This is a genomic window from Alphaproteobacteria bacterium, from assembly GCA_016722515.1.
In the GTDB taxonomy this organism is placed as follows: domain Bacteria; phylum Pseudomonadota; class Alphaproteobacteria; order Rickettsiales; family JADKJE01; genus JADKJE01.
The window spans coordinates 452,893-472,295 of record JADKJE010000001.1; the positions used below are offsets into that span (position 1 = coordinate 452,893).

13 protein-coding genes are annotated in these 19,403 nt (G+C 42.6%); 5 read left to right on the forward strand and 8 right to left on the reverse strand.

What is annotated here, in order from left to right; translation table 11 throughout:
• Positions 1 to 138: 138 nt before the first annotated feature.
• The gene (locus IPP74_02000) at positions 139 to 1,224 is read right to left on the reverse strand and encodes a MotA/TolQ/ExbB proton channel family protein (GenBank protein MBL0318067.1); all 1,086 of its coding nucleotides are present in this window, start codon (positions 1,222 to 1,224) and stop codon (positions 139 to 141) included.
• A gap of 106 nt (positions 1,225 to 1,330) precedes the next feature.
• Here IPP74_02000 and IPP74_02005 point away from each other — a divergent pair, with 106 nt between their 5' ends.
• Complete coding sequence (locus tag IPP74_02005) at positions 1,331 to 2,203, forward strand: 50S ribosomal protein L11 methyltransferase (protein MBL0318068.1); 873 nt, start codon at positions 1,331 to 1,333, stop codon at positions 2,201 to 2,203.
• Here the strand turns inward: IPP74_02005 and IPP74_02010 are convergent.
• The 4 genes from IPP74_02010 to IPP74_02025 form a co-directional block, all read right to left on the reverse strand.
• Positions 2,192 to 2,839: a heme exporter protein CcmB gene (locus IPP74_02010; protein ID MBL0318069.1), complete on the reverse strand. Its 648-nt coding sequence runs from the start codon at positions 2,837 to 2,839 to the stop codon at positions 2,192 to 2,194. The two genes, IPP74_02005 and IPP74_02010, sit on opposite strands and share 12 nt — an antisense overlap.
• Entirely contained in the window at positions 2,836 to 3,453 is a 618-nt protein-coding gene (ccmA, locus tag IPP74_02015) for a heme ABC exporter ATP-binding protein CcmA (GenBank protein MBL0318070.1), read from the reverse strand. Before ccmA ends, IPP74_02010 begins: the two co-directional genes overlap by 4 nt.
• Before the next feature lie 855 nt (positions 3,454 to 4,308).
• Complete coding sequence (locus IPP74_02020) at positions 4,309 to 10,206, reverse strand: hypothetical protein (protein ID MBL0318071.1); 5,898 nt, start codon at positions 10,204 to 10,206, stop codon at positions 4,309 to 4,311.
• Positions 10,190 to 10,402: a hypothetical protein gene (locus IPP74_02025; GenBank protein MBL0318072.1), complete on the reverse strand. Its 213-nt coding sequence runs from the start codon at positions 10,400 to 10,402 to the stop codon at positions 10,190 to 10,192. The genes IPP74_02020 and IPP74_02025 overlap by 17 nt, the downstream gene beginning before the upstream one ends.
• Before the next feature lie 451 nt (positions 10,403 to 10,853).
• Here IPP74_02025 and ligA point away from each other — a divergent pair, with 451 nt between their 5' ends.
• From ligA to folD, 4 genes are all read left to right on the forward strand, one after another.
• Positions 10,854 to 12,944, forward strand: coding sequence for an NAD-dependent DNA ligase LigA (gene ligA / locus IPP74_02030; GenBank protein MBL0318073.1), 2,091 nt, complete (start codon positions 10,854 to 10,856; stop codon positions 12,942 to 12,944).
• Positions 12,945 to 13,209: 265 nt separating this feature from the next.
• Positions 13,210 to 14,826: an NAD(P)/FAD-dependent oxidoreductase gene (locus IPP74_02035; protein ID MBL0318074.1), complete on the forward strand. Its 1,617-nt coding sequence runs from the start codon at positions 13,210 to 13,212 to the stop codon at positions 14,824 to 14,826.
• A 100-nt stretch (positions 14,827 to 14,926) separates the two neighbouring features.
• On the forward strand, positions 14,927 to 15,937 hold the full coding sequence (locus tag IPP74_02040) for an NAD(P)/FAD-dependent oxidoreductase (protein MBL0318075.1): 1,011 nt from the start codon (positions 14,927 to 14,929) through the stop codon (positions 15,935 to 15,937).
• A 12-nt stretch (positions 15,938 to 15,949) separates the two neighbouring features.
• On the forward strand, positions 15,950 to 16,816 hold the full coding sequence (gene folD, locus IPP74_02045; GenBank protein ID MBL0318076.1) for a bifunctional methylenetetrahydrofolate dehydrogenase/methenyltetrahydrofolate cyclohydrolase FolD: 867 nt from the start codon (positions 15,950 to 15,952) through the stop codon (positions 16,814 to 16,816).
• 117 nt (positions 16,817 to 16,933) lie between these two features.
• Here folD and IPP74_02050 read toward each other — a convergent pair whose 3' ends face one another.
• The 3 genes from IPP74_02050 to IPP74_02060 are packed head-to-tail and all read right to left on the reverse strand — an operon-like array spanning position 16,934 to position 19,402.
• Positions 16,934 to 17,614, reverse strand: coding sequence for a hypothetical protein (locus IPP74_02050; GenBank protein MBL0318077.1), 681 nt, complete (start codon positions 17,612 to 17,614; stop codon positions 16,934 to 16,936).
• 10 nt (positions 17,615 to 17,624) lie between these two features.
• Complete coding sequence (locus IPP74_02055) at positions 17,625 to 18,740, reverse strand: AI-2E family transporter (protein ID MBL0318078.1); 1,116 nt, start codon at positions 18,738 to 18,740, stop codon at positions 17,625 to 17,627.
• Between the two features lie 11 nt (positions 18,741 to 18,751).
• Positions 18,752 to 19,402 carry a hypothetical protein gene (locus IPP74_02060; GenBank protein ID MBL0318079.1) on the reverse strand — a complete coding sequence of 217 codons (651 nt, stop codon included), beginning with the start codon at positions 19,400 to 19,402 and terminating at the stop codon, positions 18,752 to 18,754.
• Position 19,403 lies beyond the last annotated feature (1 nt).

Sequence of the window (19,403 nt, forward strand, 5' to 3'; positions counted from 1 at the left end):
TCCTGTTCAATACTTACAGGTAGGACATCAGAATCGATAATATCTACATTGCTATTCAAGGTAACACCTCTTCAAAAACGAATTAAATCATATGCTATGAGCATAGCGCATCCACTGTCTTACAGCAAGGAAAACAGGCTAGATTGACTCTGTTTTTTTCTTGCGTACAGCTCGCTTCCTTGGCTTCTCTTCGCCAGCAATTTCAGCATTCTCCAGAGACTCCGTGGACATGGCTGTTAAACTACCGGGAAAAAGATAACCACCCTCTTCGATAGGAAGGCTGAATTCGTCTTCTTTGGCTTCTTTAGCATGAGACCGTGCTGGTGAATCATTAGCCACGGGCTCGGAAACGGCAGCGACATCTGAAGCAGCGACAGGTTGCGGACGTTTAAGTTTCTTTGATTTTTCGCGCGCAAGTGAAACAACCTTTGATGCTGATTTAGGCTCCTCAGCGGTAATGTCTTGAGAATAACTCTCATGGCCGGCAACCGTCATGGCCAATTTAACCAGATGTTCAACCGCATCAAATTCTTCATGGCTTTCTGCGTGTGCGTCACCATGATTATAAGGCGTTTCTTTTCGCTCAATATGCGATGGCAAAAGGATCAAAGCCTCACATGCCTGGGTCATAATATTGCGGATCGTATCCAGCTGCGAACTTAACCAATATTGCATAGCCAGTGCAGGTATCGCAATCACCAATCCAGCAATGGTGGTAATCAGTGCTTGCCAGATACCTTCTGCCAACATCGATGGATCTACTTTATTTCCCGATGCGGCAATAACCGCGAATGCATGCACCATGCCAATCACCGTACCAAGCAAACCAAGCAGCGGTGCAGCCTGGGTAACAAACTCCAGTCCTTTCATGTGTGACTGGATCGATTCTAAACTACGCTCACCTTGATGCTTAAGCTCAAGTTCAAAGGCTTCCTTGCTAAGATGGCCTTCTTGCTTAAGGGCTAGACCATAGGTAATCAACTGCTCGGCAGGATGCTTATGCACCGCAGGCAATATATTTTCTACCGATAACGGATCACTATTCCTAAGTGCAGCAATGGCATCATCCAATGAATGTTTACTATATAAACGCATGGAGATAACTTGATACACTTTATAGATAAAAATAGCGGTCACATAAATAGATAACGCTATCAGCACATAAAAAGTTGTGCCACCAATATCGAATATTCCCGAAAAACTGGTAGGTAAACCGCGAGACATAATGTATCCTTTCAAAAATCGAAAAACTTTCAAACTTGACAGAAGAGTGTATCATCTTAAGATCGGCTGGTAAAGGAATAAGTCAATTATACAGGAGTTAAGGACCATGCCCAACCACGCGCCAACCATTGAATGCTGGATCATTCATTTTGAGGTTCCTGCTGAAGCTTCTATGATTGTAAGTGAATGGTTTAACGATGGTATCCTGGTGGATGAAGGTGAAGGTGAGTTTCTTCTGTATGTAGAGTCCGCTCCACAGCACGACGAATGGCAGCAGCGCTTTATAGAACTTGCCGAAGTCGCGCAGATTGCCAACCGCATCCCATTTGAGATCTTACCGGTACAGGCAGAGGATTGGGTTGCCAAAACGCAAATCAAAAATTTCTGCCTTGAAATCGGCAGGTTCGTGATTTACGACCCCTTCTATCAAGGTGAGGTTCCCCAAGCCCATATCCCCATTTGCGTAGACGCACAATTTAGCTTTGGAGCTGGTGACCATCCTACCACCAAAGGATGCCTGCTTGCCCTAGATGAAATTACCCATCGCGATTTCACTCCCCTATCCATGCTTGATATAGGATGCGGTACGGGCATTCTCTCTATCGCTATGGGCAAACTCTGGCATGGGCCCATTTTAGCTTCGGATATTAAATCTACCGCCGTCGATGCCACTCGTGAAAACACATCTCTTAATGGACTTACCAACCGCATTTCCTGCATTGAAGCCGATGGGCTTCGCCATCCTTCCTTTAAAGAATATGCACCGTATCAATTAGTTTGCGCTAATGTGCTTGCCCCCGTATTAGTTGATATAGCCGCTTCATTGGATACATTAATTGCCCCCAGCTGCACGATTATTTTATCTGGAATCTTACTGCATCAGGCCGATCAGGTTGTTGCTGCCTATGCGTTGTTGGGTTTTATCGAACATAAGCGCTTCCCCATTGGCGATTGGGTAACCTTATCCTTATCGCGCTAACGCATGGCGTAACGCATACGCCCCGCATACCAATGCCAATGGCAGCAAAAACAAATCCAGCCCCACCAAGCTGACCAGGCCAATCTGGCCTTTGCTTGCAGCCACACCCAAAACAATGAGCGGAATCTGCAAGGGAAAAACAATTATCGGCAAAAAACGGCTAGCCCTGGATACTCCTAACATAAGGCTTGCTAAGCCTACCCCCACCAAACTGATCGCAGGCGATCCACACAAAACCGAAAGTGCAATCGATTGCTGCATCGATTCTGGCAACGCCAATAATAGTCCAAACACCGGGGTCACCACCACCACCACCACACCGGTTAACAACCAATGGGTCAGGATTTTAAGAAAAATCAAAAAAGCTGGATGGACACCCTGTAGGACCATTTGTTCTAATACGCCATCCTCATAATCTTTCTCTAACAGATGCGGCAGTGACATCATCGCGGCAAATAAAGTAGTCAACCAGATAATGCCTGGAGCCAGCTCGGTTAAACTGTGTGATTCAACACCAAAAGCAAATGGAAACAAACTAACCGACACCACCATGAATGCAAGAAAGTAAAACACATTGCCTTGGTGCTTAAACGCCATCGTCCATTCGCGATGCAATACCATAAGTAATCGTGTCACACATCCTCCTTGAAGAGATTCAAATCCACTTCCAATGTATAATCCAGGGACAATGTTTCATGGCTGGTTAGAATCACAATACCGCCTTCTTTCGTGCGGGTGGTAATTAAGTGGCTGAGCGAACGCTTACCTGCATCATCTAAATGGGTGTAAGGCTCATCAAGCAACCAAATTTTACTATAACATGCCATTACCCGTGCCAGGGCCACCCGTTTTAACCATCCCATGGAAAGCTGGTGGCACGGTATATTCATTTTTTCCTGCAAATCAAAATAATGGATTGCTGGTGCAACCATTTGTGGCGACTGGGCCAGCGAGGCAAAAAACTCGATATTCTGTAATACGGTTTGTTCTGGCGTAATCCCAAGCCGATGGCCAAGATATTGCCGTGATGGGCAATATTCGTCATAAAAATGGAAGATTGAATAATTGCCCCAATAAATATCACCACGATCTGGCCGGCGCAATCCCGCCATCATCCTGAGCAACGTCGACTTACCGCAGCCATTTGGACCTTTGACCACCACAATAGCGCCATCACCAATAGTGCATCCCCATTCATAAAAGAGACGTTTATTATTGCGGACAGCCCATAAATTTTCGCACGTTAGCATGTTGAGAATTGTGATTAATTTTCAGGTGGTTAGTGTATTCGAAATTGTTCCTCGATACCAGCATTTTTGAAAAAAAACATATTTTCGAAAAAAAAACATGTCTTTGTCTCAAATATATGCTATAAGCTTCTCCAGAACGGCTGCATATGTTTTTAAGGAAGTGTCTTTAAATCCTATAGCTAGCCTGTATTAGGGGCCTACTATACTATCTCTCCCCCAAAATGAATCATCCCCCCCGATGCGATTCTTCCCAGATATAGTAGGCCTCTAAACAGGCTAACATTTTTCTCTTTTCCCTGTCAAATAATATTTAAAAACTCTGTCGTGTCGTTGATCCATATGGCCGGCTAAAGACGGCTGCGCTAGAGCGTTTTTAATTTAGGTGTAATGATATCGCCCAAAACTCGATCATTTTCATTTTTTCTGTCTTCGTCAATGGGACACCCGAAACGAGGTTTTAGAGATCGTTCAACCTTTTCCTGACTTCTGCCAAATGTGAGGCTGTTTGGTTTTGTTTTTAATAGAATCATTGAATGTGGCAATGACAGCATGTTGCCTTCCCCCCCCCTCCTTATACATTTAAATCATCTTTTCAATGTATAAGGAGGGGCTCTTGTTCTTCTAGGATCGCATGTACATCAAAGGAACATACCAAATCTCCGCAAAACACCCAACTCGAATTTTCTTAATCAATAACATATTGATTTATAATGATCTAAAATTTCAAATCTCAGTAGCCGACAAAAACAAGAAGACTGGGCCTGTTCTAACCAAATTCCTGCAGTTTATGAACTTAATAGCAGGGTCACGTCTTTGTCCTCATCGACAAAACCTAGAATGAAAATACTCTCACCGTCAGCCTAACGCACGAGAGTTACGTTGTTGTTGTTGTTTATGCAGCGCCTGAGTAAAACTCTTAGCATCATCTAGGGACATACCAATCCACCAACCGCCTTTTTCATCCTGAGCAACCGTAAGTGCTTGAATCCCTAATGGCCTTTGCTTGATAGCGTCTAAACATTGGTCCACTTGTTGTTTTGATTTAAAAAGATAATACCGTTCGCCTGTTTCTACTTTAGTCCACTGAGAAACTGGTACGGTAAGGGGCAATAAGTAGAAACCAACCCTAAACACACTCCCATCTTCTTTACGTTTCAATTTTATAGGATCCTGAGTCAACTTTTTAGCAATAATATTGTTGATGCACGTCGTGGCTTCTTTACGACTCGAAAAATCATAATAGCCTTTTTCTCGTCCCGTCTTTTTACTGCTTCCGGTATATTTTGCGACATAGCTAGTTTGATGAGGCACAGGTGCTTTGGATGGCGCCTGTTTTGAGGGACTAGGAAGGGATTCCCCTTCTTCAAAGAAAATATCCAAATCATCTTCAGAATTAAGCTCTACACTGATTTCAGTTTGTTCTGATTTCATCTCAGCGTTAATAACATTAACTTCGTTAGTTAAAGGCTTCTCAGCTTTAGATTCTACATATTGATTCGTATACACTTTGAGTTGGTTATCTTCAGCTAGTCTAATGGTCTTTAATTTACATACTTCAGTGAGGAAAGTACCGAATGGATCCTCCGCTTCTTTATATTTATCTTGGATAATCTCTTTCAAATCTACCTTAAAAGCTCTAATTTTATCAACCCTCAACTCCTTTTCCCCATTTAATCCAAGAACTAAATTCAATACGTTACAGGAAGCCACTTTTTGCTCTTGAGGCACCTGTTCTCCAAAAACATTATCCAACAAATCATCTACTTTTTTATTCAAAGATTTTAAATATTCCCTATATTCAACTTCTATGTTGTTTATAATGCCGTCCTTACTAATACTATTGTTTTCATTACTAACTTCACATGAAAGTGATCCATTACTAGCAATATTGAACTGTTGCATGACAGTTTGCGACTTGGCAAGACATTGTTCCCTGAATTGCTTTATATAGCTTTCTTTAGCTTTACTATTTTTGTTTTTTTCTGAATATATTGACTCAAATAAATGAATTAATATCTTCGCATCACCACCACTTAAATATATCTTCTGTCTAGTATCCAAAACATTGGGGGATTTTCTGCATTCAAGCCACCCATATAATACAATTGACCGATCTAATAACTCTCTATTTCCTAGATGAAATGCTTGCCAAATGCCCAAGCGCAAAGTCGTCTGTGATTTAATTATTTCAACATTTTGGGTGGTGTCAGACCTTAATATATTTGCTATTTTCTCAGCATCACTATTAGCCTTTCCTCTTTGTAATAGATCAGGACAACCTTTGGCATAATCTTTTGTAAGCCATTGCCATTGAGGCAATTTTTTGTTACATTGAGATTCAATAGTTTCTTTTATCTTCTTATCTAATTTCTTTTTATTCTCTGGTGATAATTGATTTGCAATACTAGGTATAGTTTCCATGTCGATGGTAGGATATTTTGATGCAGGCCCAGTCTCGTAAACACGATAATAAAGCAGTGCCAAAGACTCATTTTCTTTTCCTAAAACACCAGTTAATTTATAACTTGTTTGCTGGCACAACGCCTCTTTGGCCTGCATCCAGACCCATTCACCATTCAGTGTTTGCCCGCCATCAACTTCCACTCCTTTTTGCAAGATTTCAGATATGTCATATACTACAGCCTCAACCATTTCCAAGCATCTGTAAGTGGCCCATTGGAGATCCATCCCCTTCTTTTTCTTTTCGCTAGCTTGAGTTGCTTTTTTGGTTCTGACAGGAGTGAGGATCTTTGTAAATTTTAACTTTGACTTCTTAGGCTTTGTAGTTTTTTTTGTCTGTTCGTCATGTAACTCAAACAATTGATTATTCGACATTCCCAATAAATCTAATTCAGTGTACTTATATTTTGTGGTAAGATCGTTTTTTACGCCAATTCTTTTATTGGAAAATATTTTAAACTTCTCCATATCCTCAGAATTAATTGAATATTCACTACCATGAATTGTAATTATATTTTCTACATACTTTCCACCAGCAGAGTATGATTTCCCCGGCATGCTTCCATTAACATTAATACCAGAGCTATGAGGGTTCTTTCTTCTCTTTTTTCGTGTTGGTTTAACCCGTGCTCTTTCACCCACACTATCTGTAACATCCAACGGTTGCTCAAGTCCATTTATTTCTAATCTTGAACTTATACCTAAAATAGGAGCAATCTCTTTTTCATTCTCTAGAAATTCTACCCACTTAGATATAACATTGCCATTAACACGACCTTGTAGCTTATCGCTGTCAATCGTTTTTTTATAAACTACCTGATCACTTTCGCTAATCGGACCAGAGCTTGATTTGACAGGGCTACTATTTTGAGCATCATTCTGAGCAAAAGTGATTTTTGCCATATCGATAATTTTCCAGGCATCCGTTGGATTTTTTTGAGCCTGAAGTAACGTTCGTGGGCAAGGTATTTGGCTATAAGCATAAATTGCAGGATAGCTCAAGATTACATTTCTATGCCCTTTTGCTAAGCAATAACGTTTTAGAACCTTGAGCTGAAACGCAGACTTCACCCTTGGGTTCATATCATGCGTAATTTCCTTAATAAAATCTCTAGCAAATAATTTACAATCAGATTGGCCAAATACCACGTCTTGATTACTGTCTTTTAACGTTTTTGCAACTTCTTCTAACCGAGTTAAGAAGTCATAGAGATTAGCGATAAGGCCTTTTGATCCATTCTCGCTTTTTTCTTTTAAATACTTTCCAGTTAGACTCTCCCATTCTATAAAAAATCTGGCTTTTTCCAGGTCTGTTGCATTGCATTCAATAATAACCTTGGCAACATGTTCATACCATAAACCAACGGCACGCTCTATTTTCTCTTCGTCTTTTTTCTTATCTTGTTCGGCTTTCACTTTTTTACTTGCCTCGTCCTCAGCTTCACGAATCTGCGCCTCCGTAGCTAAATTAAGATTATGGCTGATATAATTTTTGAAGGGTTCATATGCACCCTCCACAAAATCTTTTGGTTGTTGGAATTTATCTCTCATCCGAGAAAAGGCATCACCCCACAGCTGACCAACATTAAGATCCAAGACAACCTCTATTATAGAATTCCAAAACTTGTCATATTCTTGTTGCTCGAGTTTCTTATTTTGAGCTAATGAACACAGGTAAGCCGCCTGAAAGGATTCACTTAATTTCGATAAAGATTGCCAAAATTTTACTATTGTTTCACTTTTATTAGAATCATCTAAACTATTTAGCCCCTCACTACAGGTTTTAAAGTTCTCATCCATATCAAGAACTTGTCCTTTTCTTGATTCCTCCTTATGCATTTTTATTATCTTGGCAACGTCACTCTTTGCACTGACAAAATCAAGTAAGACAGGATGTTGATCTTGATGCTGGCGTAAAATAGTAACACATTCAATAATTACATTGCATTGTTCCATTAAGTGAGCAGGACATTCAATCTTTGAAGTTTTAAACATATTGGCATAAGCAAAGAGCGAAATATTTTCTTCTAATGGTAATATCCGTACTGCCTCAAGCATACTCGGTATAGTTCTGTTTAATCTTTCGGCTACAGCTGTAACATCCGTGCATTCTTCTATTTTAACTAAAAGTTCGGTAGAGGTCTTTTCTGATTTTTTCTTTGCAAGCGTTTCCTTAAAAACAGTTCCCCATAAAAAACACAAATGATCCTTGGGGATAGTAATATCCATCCCGGATCTCTTATTTCTATATAATGACGGATCCAATACATGGATAACACCATCTCTATTATCAAAATCCTTTAGAACATTACTTTGTTGTAACTTATCGATCTTAACACCATGTGGACTATTTCCATCCAAGAGAATTTTTGCTAGCTCTGTAAGTATTGTAATATCAATTTCTTTAACTTTCTTCACCAACTCGTCTAGTTTCTTGTCTCTTTCCAGATTAAGCAAACTAATTTTTTCTATAAACAACGCCTCAAACACTTTATCGGCAATAACCTTAGTTCCTCCAAATTTATAATGATTTTTTAATTTTCCATCTTTATTCTTACCCAGGTAAACTTCATTTAATAACTTTAGTTCATCAATACATTCCTTATCATCTTTTATTTCTCCCATTATTTTCCTTCCTTTATCAATATAATCCTTAAGAATGGATGAAACTTCAACCACCCCAGGTTTTATACAAAATCCTTCATAAAGGATATTTAAGCTATAGCGAAAAATAATTCTCTTTTCTTTAGGTGTAAAAGCATCATTTTCAAACAGCATGGTTTCAAAATTTGGAAATGTGAGAGTCATCGCACTTGATAACTGTCCACAGACGCACTGAACAAAGAAGCCATAATCTTGATTTTTAATCTCTACAAATTCATTTCTAAGCTCCTGACTTTTGCTAGCTAAGGTGTGCGTTCTTTCAACAAATCCTTTTGGTGCTAAATTCTCAGTATAGTGCTTATAAAAATCGCCCAATTCTTGGAGTTTATTAATTTTTGACTTATTATTGTCTTTTAAGATATTTGAATTAATTTTCTGTATAACAACTTTAATTTCTCGGTCTTGACTGTTTTTATTACGCCACTCTCGAAGGATTGTTTCAAATGAATATTTTTCGCGGATATCAGCAGAAAGTTTGGCATAAGCTTTGCCGACAATACATCTATAATTATATTCAATGACTTCGAGTACCGCAACCTGGTAAAAGCGATTAATAGTTGCTTTTGGCCCATCTTTCTCAACGAATTTTTCGCATTCCTGAGTTAATACGGATCGCAAACAGGAAGCAAGATTATTTTGAATTAAGTTCTTGTTTTCCTCCGTTATATTATCACCTAAAATAATGCTTCGTAATTCACCAATTACCGCCGCTGCAGCATCCGTGCCCTCTTCCAATGGAAAAAAGCGTCCTAAACATTCTTTCGTAAACAGGTCGTCATAATTTTGACTGAATATATGATAAAATGCTTTGTCTGGCATATCACGTGCATAAAGATATAGGGCGATTCTGACATCTGGATATTCCTCTAATTTCTTTTGAAAATCCATAAACGCCCGCATCAAAATGATCGATTGTTCATCTCCTTTTCCCCCTGGCATAAGTACATCAATCCCTGTCACAGGTTTCATGACACCATTTTCTGAAATGCTTCCAAAACCATAAAAATTTTGGGTAAGTCTTAAAACATTTTTAAAGGCTCTTGTTCCCCCACCATTGATGACTTCTTGGGCTAGATTCTTAACCGCGTGCTCTGAAAATTGATTTTTAAGAAAATCACCATAAAACTTAAAGGTGGAAAAAACTGCTTTCAATTGTTTGCGTACTTCCTCGTCTTCAACAGACGATAAACATGCGTCTCCAAAATTATCTTCAACAAAGGCCATCGGTAAATTTGCATATAAACCGACAAATTCCTGAACTGCTTTTGGATAAGGAATCAGCAAACTCTTAATCTGCGACCCTTGTACTGCTCTTACATCACCAAGGATATGCTCCTGGACATTACCGCTCAAATCGTTGATGGGTGAATTTTTGTGTTCATAAAAAATGTTCGATACAATTGAGTCGAAGTCATTTTTGTTTATTTCTACTTGGTCACTTCGTAGTATTTGTATTAATTCTTCTTTATTACTATCTATTGATTTGAGCTCGGTCTCACTTATGACATCTATTATTATTTGTTTTAAATTTACCGTTGCCGCATTAGGGTCAACTTTAGCACGAACAGCCTGTTCTAATATCTCAATATCTTTACGAAGTTTAACAACTTCGTCAAAATAGACTCTCATTTCTGAGTCTTTCGGGGAGTTTCTTTTTAAATTGACTCACCCATGGTCCCAATGCTGTAGTCACTTCATTGCTGATTCGCTCTTGCAACGTGAGCGTAATCTTGATAGGTTCAGGTTGTGATGAATCCATACGTACCACATCGGAAGATGATCCGATATTATTGTTGAAATGACTTTTACTTTTCGTTCTACTCATAATCTTAATACCACTCAAATATTCGCATATTATTCAAATATAGCAACTTCTTGCCATAACGAGGAATGCCACTATACACCGTTTTCTTGACACTATTATGACTATCAGATTCTGTTTTCTAAAGAAAGGAATATTTTATTTTTAATATAAGATTCATAAAACACAATAACCACAGAAAAAATTAAACAAACCAATATTCTATAATTCCCAGGAATCGTATCTATTCTGTATCTCAAAAATTGCATTTTTAATATTGTCCCCCTACCCAAAAGAAGCTAATATCTAACTTTTGAAAATTATTCACGATCCTTAATCCCATATGCCTCACCAACCTGCCCTTTTTGAAGCTCCCTCCCCCTTACTACAAAGGGTTGAGCGCGTCTGTAGGCATACCCTCAATTCTGAAAAAGCAACAGCAACAGAAGCTACCATTCAAAAAGAAATTACCTCCATCCTGGAATCCTTATCCCAAACGCCTCCCAAGGAACTGGCCCAATCAGCCGGATCACTTATCCCCCCCTTGTTTGACACCATTAGCCAACACCACCAATACTACGAGCGGGATAACGCCCCCCTTATCAGCGACAGCCTCTATGACCAGCTCAGGGGCTTATATGAATCCCTCGCCGATCTCCTAATGAAAGAAGGCATTACGGTTCCTGCACTCCCGGTTGGATTTACCGCGGATAGCACCTTTGCCCCCGTCACCCACAAAAAACCCATGCTTTCCCTTGATAATGGTTTTAATGAAGACGATATCGCCAAATTCTTAGAGCGTGTGCGTAAATTCCTCGGTCTTGCTAGCCACGATCACGTTGATATACTCTGCGAGCCCAAAATTGACGGATTGTCGTTTTCTGCCACCTTCCTTAACGGAAAATTCGTCCAGGGTGCTACCCGTGGCGATGGTGAAGTGGGCGAAGACATCACCGCCAACCTTAAACATGTAGTCTCCTTTCCGCACCATCTTAACACTAAAACGCCATCTATCCCCCATAGGCTGGAAGTACGCGGAGAAGTGTATATGTCGCATCACGACTTCCTCCTCCTTAACCAACGCCAGGAGCGCGAAGGCAAAGATCCCTTTGCTAACCCACGCAATGCAGCTGCGGGTTCCTTGCGACAACTTGATTCTGCCGTAACCGCTAAACGCCAGCTTCGCTATTTTGTTTATGCAGTGGGGGATTATGAAGGCATTAGCTTTACCACTCAAAGCGATATGATCCTTCAACTGCAACAGGCTGGCTTTTGCGTAAATCCCTTAAACCGCCTCTGTACTAGCCTTGAGGAGATGTTAGCCTTCTATCAAGATTTAGGTGAGCAGCGCTCTGCGCTTGATTATGATATTGACGGCCTGGTCTATAAGGTCAACCGCCTTGATTTACAGGCACGCTTAGGCCATTCAACCCGGGCTCCCCGCTTTGCTATCGCCCATAAATTCCCCGCCGAACAAGCGCAAACCATCCTCGAAGATATCATCGTCCAGGTGGGAAGAACCGGTGTACTCACCCCGGTCGCGGTGCTTAAACCCATTACCGTAGGCGGTGTCGTGGTGTCACGCGCGACCTTGCATAACCAGGATGAGATCAACCGCAAGGATGTCCGCATTGGCGATACCGTCACCATCCAACGTGCGGGCGATGTCATTCCCCAGGTGGTCCGCGTTGATCTTCATAAACGACCTGTCGGTACAACGCATTTCCACCTTCCTAAGCACTGCCCCATCTGCCACGCAGAAGCCATCCGCGAAGAAGGCGAAGCGGCTACTCGCTGTAGTGGTGGCATTTCGTGCCCGGCTCAGTTACTGGAGCAGCTCAGGCATTTTGTTTCCCGCGATGCTTTTGATATTGAAGGGCTGGGCGAAAAACAAATCACTGCCTTTTTTGAAGCAGGACTGATTCACAGCCCTGCCGACATCTTTACCCTGCAACAGCGTGATACCACCAGCGAAACACCGCTTAGAACCTGGGAAGGCTGGGGCGAGAAATCAGCTGATAATCTCTTCAAGGCCATCCAGGATCGCACCACCATCAAGCTTCACCGTTTTATGTATGCCCTGGGTATCCGCTTTGTGGGCGAAAAAGGGGCTAAACTGATCGCCCGCCATTATGGCTCCTTTAATCGCTGGTTTGAAGCCATGCAGGAACTTGTTCACGGACAAGGCGCTGATGATTTACTCTCTATCGATGGTATCGGCCCTAAAGTGGTCGATTCATTAACCCTGTTCTTTAAAAATAAAAAGCACATTAGCCTCATTGCCCAATTAGGCGCGCTTCTTACCATTGAAGACGAAAACCAAATCCAGGGCAATTCCCCTTTAGCCGGTAAAACCATCGTCCTCACCGGCACCCTCACCACCATGACCCGCCAGGAAGCCAAAGCCCGCGCCGAAGCCTTAGGCGCTAAAGTCGCCAGCGCCGTATCGGCTAAAACCGATTTTGTGGTCGCTGGCAGTGAAGCAGGGTCAAAATTGACGAAAGCCCAAGAATTGGGTGTGAAGGTGCTTACCGAAGATGAGTGGGTTGACGTTGTTAATTCATAATATTCTACGATCAACTTCGAACCATTCAACACCATCATGATCTTTATTTTCGTAAATCAATGCCCCTTATCTCCGATGATCGTGGTTATAAGGCACTGGAACAGACTCGCTACCCAGAAAACCAGGTAAGACTAGCAAACCTTGCTTTTGTCGTAGCATTTCACAAATACCCACTTGACTTTATCTGCTGAACATCGTCAACTATGGTGCCATCAACCTATTGATACATAACATTCTGTTCAATGACCGACTTTATAAGTATTCCATGCTCCGACTGACCGAAATCAAACTTCCACTTAACCATTCCGCAGAAGCAATCACCGATGCGGCGATTGCACGTCTGGGCATTGCCCCCCACGATCTTATTTCCTGCACTGTTTTTCGCCGTGCACACGATGCACGCAAAAAATCTGCTATTATGCTGATTTATTCATTGGATGTAGAAGTCCAAGATGAAGCAAATGTGTTGAAACGCTTTGCCAGAGACATCCACGTAAAACCGACTCCCGACATTGATTACCGCTTTATCGCTAAAGCCCCTGAGACACTTTCAACACGCCCCCTGGTGATAGGTGCAGGCCCTTGTGGATTATTTGCGGCTTTATTGCTGGCGCAGATGGGCTTTCGACCTATTATACTTGAACGCGGCAAAGTGGTGCGCGAACGCACCAAAGACACCTGGAAATTATGGCGGCAATCGGTGCTTGATCCCGAATCCAACGTGCAATACGGCGAAGGCGGTGCAGGTACATTTTCCGACGGAAAACTTTACAGCCAGATCAAAGATCCACGGCATCTAGGCCGCAAAGTCTTGACCGAGTTTGTCAAAGCAGAAGCACCGCCAGAAATCCTGACGGAAGCCCACCCCCATATCGGCACATTCCGCCTGGTAAAAATGGTTGAGAATATGCGCGCAACCATTGAATCGCTTGGTGGAGAATATCGTTTTCAAAGTCGCGTCAGCGACCTTGACATTGCGATAAGCCATGATGGGACACGACAAGTTCGCGGTGTTATTTTAGCTAATGGCGAACAGATTGCTTCCGATCATGTCGTGCTGGCCATTGGCCATAGTTCACGGGATACGTTTCAGATGCTGGAAGATCGCGGTGTTTATATTGAGGCAAAACCTTTTTCACTCGGTTTCCGCATTGAACACCCGCAATCGCTCATTGACAATGCGCGCTTCGGAGCAAGTGCCGGCAATCCTATTCTGGGTGCTGCCGACTACAAGTTAGTCCATCACGCCACAAACGGGCGCGACGTGTACAGCTTCTGCATGTGCCCTGGCGGCACTGTAGTTGCCGCCACCTCTGAAGAAGGACGCGTGGTTACCAACGGCATGAGTCAATATTCGCGTGCTGAACGCAATGCCAATGCCGGCATTGTGGTGGGCATCACTCCCGATGATTACCCAGGTGGGCCCCTGGCTGGTATCGCCTTCCAGCGAAAATGGGAATCAGCGGCCTTCATAGCAGGCGGCAGCTCGTATAAAGCCCCCGCACAACGTGTAGGAGATTTTATTAAAGGAATTCCATCCACGTCACTTGGCAGCGTCATTCCTTCCTATAAACCTGGGCTCACCCCAACGGATCTGTCCTCGTGCCTACCCAATTACGCGATTGCTGCCATCCGCGAGGCGCTTCCTGCTTTTGGCACTCAGATACGTGGCTTCGATATGGATGATGCCGTACTGACAGGCGTAGAAACCCGCACCTCCTCCCCCATACGCATTAAACGTGATGAAACTTTTCAGAGCTTGAACACAAAGGGTTTGTTTCCAGCAGGAGAAGGAGCTGGTTATGCAGGGGGTATTCTTTCAGCAGGCGTTGATGGAATTAAAATTGCCGAAGCTGTCGCCCTCAGCATATTAGCCCGTTAATTAAGTCGATCGGCAACGACAACTGCAATTCTACCAACGTTGTCCTTGACCTCTCTCCCCTTTCCTATAAACTGTGACCACTACTCAATTAGAACATGTTATGAAACACCATTTAACAGACATAGCCATTATCGGTGCAGGGCCCGTAGGATTATTTTCGATTTTCCAGGCAGGCATGCTCAAAATGAAATGCCACGTCATTGATACGCTTGACATGGTCGGCGGACAATGTACCGCCCTTTATCCCGAAAAACCGATTTATGATATTCCTGCCTGCCCGTCGATTTTAGCGCAGGAACTCATCGATAATTTAGAAAAACAAGCATCCCCTTTTCATCCGGTGTATCATTTGGGCCAACAGGTTACCGGCCTAGAACACGCTGATGGAGGATTTGTGCTAACCACCTCCATTGGCACTATGATTGCGGCCAAAGCCGTCATCATTGCTGCAGGCTGCGGTGCATTCGGTCCAAACCGCCCCCCCCTGGAAGGGATTGAACTGTATGAGGGCAAGTCCGTTTTCTATCTGGTGCAACGACGCGAACATTTTCGTGATAAACATGTGGTGATTGCCGGTGGTGGTGACTCAGCCGTTGATTGGGCTATCTCCTTGCAGGAAGTTGCCAAATCGGTAACCGTTATTCATCGCCGCCCTAAATTTAAAGCAGCACCTGAAAGCGTTGACCGTTTACATAAGCTAGCCGAACAAGGGGCTATTACCTTAGAAATCCCCTACCAATTATCGGGACTGAAAGGTGATAAGGGCCAACTTAAACAAGTGGGAATTGCCACACTTGACGGTCAGGAAAAATGGCTGGAAGCCGATATATTATTACCCTTCTTTGGTTTGGCGATGGAATTAGGCCCCATTACCCATTGGGGGTTAAATCTTGAGTATAATCATATCCTGGTAAACCCTGAAACCATGCAGACATCTACCACCAACGTATTTGCGGTAGGTGACATTGCCCGTTATCCAGGCAAGCTTAAACTGATCCTCTCGGGTTTTGCCGAAGCTGCCATGGCCTGTCACGCGGCTTATGCTATCGTCAATCCTAATCAAGCACTGCACTTTGAATATTCCACCACCAAAGGCGTGACTGTTATTTAATAAGGTATCCCTATGACTACGATTATTGATGGCAAAAAAGTTGCCCAATCCCTCCGCGATCAATTAGCAATCGATGTTGCCCAATTTAAAAACGAACATGGCTTCGCACCTGGGCTTGCCGTTGTTCTGGTAGGCATGAATCCTGCCAGTCAGGTTTATGTAAAAAACAAATGCGTGCAAACCAAGGAAGTGGGGATGGAATCATTTTCCTTTGAACTGCCAGAATCAACCTCACAGGCTGAATTGTTAAAACTCGTTGAAACCCTCAATAATGATCCTAAAATACACGGTATTCTGGTCCAGCTTCCGTTGCCTAAGCATATTGAAGAAGCTGCCGTGATTGAAGCCATTCATCCCGACAAAGACGTCGACGGATTCCATGTTGTCAATAGTGGCAAACTCATGACCGGACAAAAAGGCTTAGTACCGTGCACTCCCAAAGGTTCAATGATCCTGTTGCGGCAAATCCATCCTTCCCTCGATGGTCTCCATGCCGTGGTGATTGGCCGTTCCAATATCGTGGGCAAACCTATTGCCCAATTATTATTGCAAGCGCATTGTACCGTGACCATCACCCATTCTAAAACCAAAAATCTCGAAGAGATCGTGCGTCAGGGCGATATTGTCGTGGCTGCGTTAGGTAAACCTCATTTTGTGAAAGCATCCTGGGTTAAACCAGGTGCAACCGTTATTGATGTGGGTATCAACCGCATCACGACAAGCGATGGTAAAACCAAACTGGTTGGCGATGTTGACTATGATGAAGTAGCCGCTATTGCCGGTGCCATCACTCCCGTACCTGGGGGTGTTGGTCCGATGACAATTGCGTGCCTGTTACAAAATACGCTGGAAGCAGCGAAGCATCTGTTGTGTGCTTAAAAAAGTGAGAGTGACGGAGTTGTGGGGATCCAGCACAAAACTTATTGCATGACTACCACAATTACCCATTCTTCCTTTTTTAAGTATAACGTATAAATTATATAGTTTATATGAAACCTACGATAAACTTAAGAAAAACCCAGTTTCTATTACCTGCTTCACCAAAAACAAAGTGACAGGCCGCTTATGCTGCATAGAGTTTTTATCCAACGCACGCATCAGTCGGTTTATATAACCGTAGCTGCGTTCCCCATGTTTTAAAATAAAGGAAACGACCTCCGAAGACACGATCAGTTGGTGATCCGATGCATATTTATACATAATCACGCTCAATGTTTGTTCGTCAGGTTCGTGTAATTTCATAATTTCACAAGCCTTAATCCGAGACGACACATCATTGATATGCCATTGCCAGTAGTAGGGATCAACTTGAGTGGTCATTAATAATTTTCCACCTAATTCTTTGATGGTATTAAATGTATGAAATAATAAAAGCTCATCGGCACGCTCAATGCCATCGACCACCACATAAGGTACAGGGATAATCCGCAAAAGATTATTCAGCCCTTCTGGAGATAGATTGGTTAAGTTCAGAAATGTTGCGCAATATTTGTTGGCCCAGATATGCGCTAAATGGGTTTTTCCTGAACCTTCAGAGCCACAGACCAACAAAGCATGTGCCAGCCATTGGCTGGTTTGCATTACATGTTGATATGATAACTCATGCGCGGGGCTTACATGGTAATCTGCTTCGCAATAGGAAGGTTGAAGCTCAAGATCAAGCACCATTTGCTGCATGTAATTTACCTTAAAAAGACTCCATGGTTTCTTCACAGACCACCACGCGCTTTCCTAAATACAGCACACTGTGACGATAACGATCGACAGAAAACCGAATCAATACGCCGATCACAGCCGTTACCGGCACCGCAATCAATATACCAATAAATCCAAAGATAGCTCCACCAGACAGTAACCCAAACACAATCCACAGCGGATGAAGCCCTACTTTTTTACCCACCAGTCGTGGAGTGACAATATTGCCCTCCACTATTTGCCCAACGGCAAACACGGCAACCACCATACCTAAATGCGTCCAATCCCCCCAAAACTGGAAACCACCGACAATCATCCCAACCACAAAACCAAATAATAATCCTACATAAGGAATAAACGTCAGTATCCCCGTTGCCATTCCAATAAATAAACCAAACTGCAAGCCTACCGCTGTAAGGCCGATGCCATAAAATACGGCCAGAAAAAGGCACACATTGGTTTGCCCCCGAATATAGGCTGAAATGGTCTTATCGATTTCTTTGCATTGCTGGCGAATGGTTTCCGCATATTCAAGCGGCAGTAAATGATTGATATGTTCGATAAACTTATCCCAGTCTTTTAACAGGTAAAACGCAACCACTGGCGTGATGAATAAAAGCGATAACACGTTCACAACAGCTAGACCAGAATTCCACAAATCGCCCATCATTTGAGCCACATAACGCAAGATACTGGATGAAGCATCACCGAGAATTTCTTTTCCTTTTTCTACAGCACCTGGATCTAAATGCTCAATCACATCATAAACTTTGGGCATCCATCTGGTTTCAATATACATCGAATATTCTGGCATTTTATGGATAAAGGCCAAAAACTGATCAGAAAAAATGGGCATTAACAATGCCACCAAAGTCACCACAATCAGGAAAAAACTAAAACAGAGAATAAAGGTAGCCAATGATCGAGACACGCCCCATAATTCTAACCTATCCGCTGCCGGATCAAGAAAATAAGCAATAATAGCGGCCACAACAAAGGGCAATAAAATCCCTTTGATTAAAAAAACAAATAAACCCAGCAAGACTGCAATAACCAACCACATTGCCAATTTTTCGCGCAGCCGTAAGGTTTGAAGAATGGTTGTCATATCCCTATACACTAATTAACAAACTGTAAGAGCGGAATTCCCCGTCTCGGCGTTAGCATGAACCCTTTTTGTTGTAAGGCAATACCAAATGCGTCAAAGGTTCCTTTATAATTCATATCGACGACCACTTGCTGTATGGTGATTTCCTTGACATTTAATTGCTTAATGCTGGTGATTTCCTTTAACTGTCCACGAATTTTTACCCATTGCGCAGGAGATGATACCGATATCGCAAAAAGCTGATGATTGCCATCGATTTTTTCCTTGGCACTTTTAGAATCAATTAGATTTTTTTGCTCTAACAATTGCCGTGCTTGCACAGGGTTGAAACTGATCTGCATAACAGCTTCATAATGCGATGCAGAAATATGCTCGTTTTGAACTTCCATACTCTGCACCAAGCGATTAATCTCAATCGCATCTATTTGCATTGCTGCTGCTTTGCTAGGCGGGATCAATCTTTCAGCCACCGTTTTAAAGGCTTGAACCTGCCCATCCGCAATCGCTGTTTCCCGCGCCTGAGTAGCACTGACACCATCTGCAGCAATTTTTATATCTTTGACTTTAAACAGGTCATCAGCATCAACGGTTGCAACGAAAAACAGGGCGATACACACAGATAGCAACCATGTGAAAGACTGCCAGGAATATCTGCTTCGCATC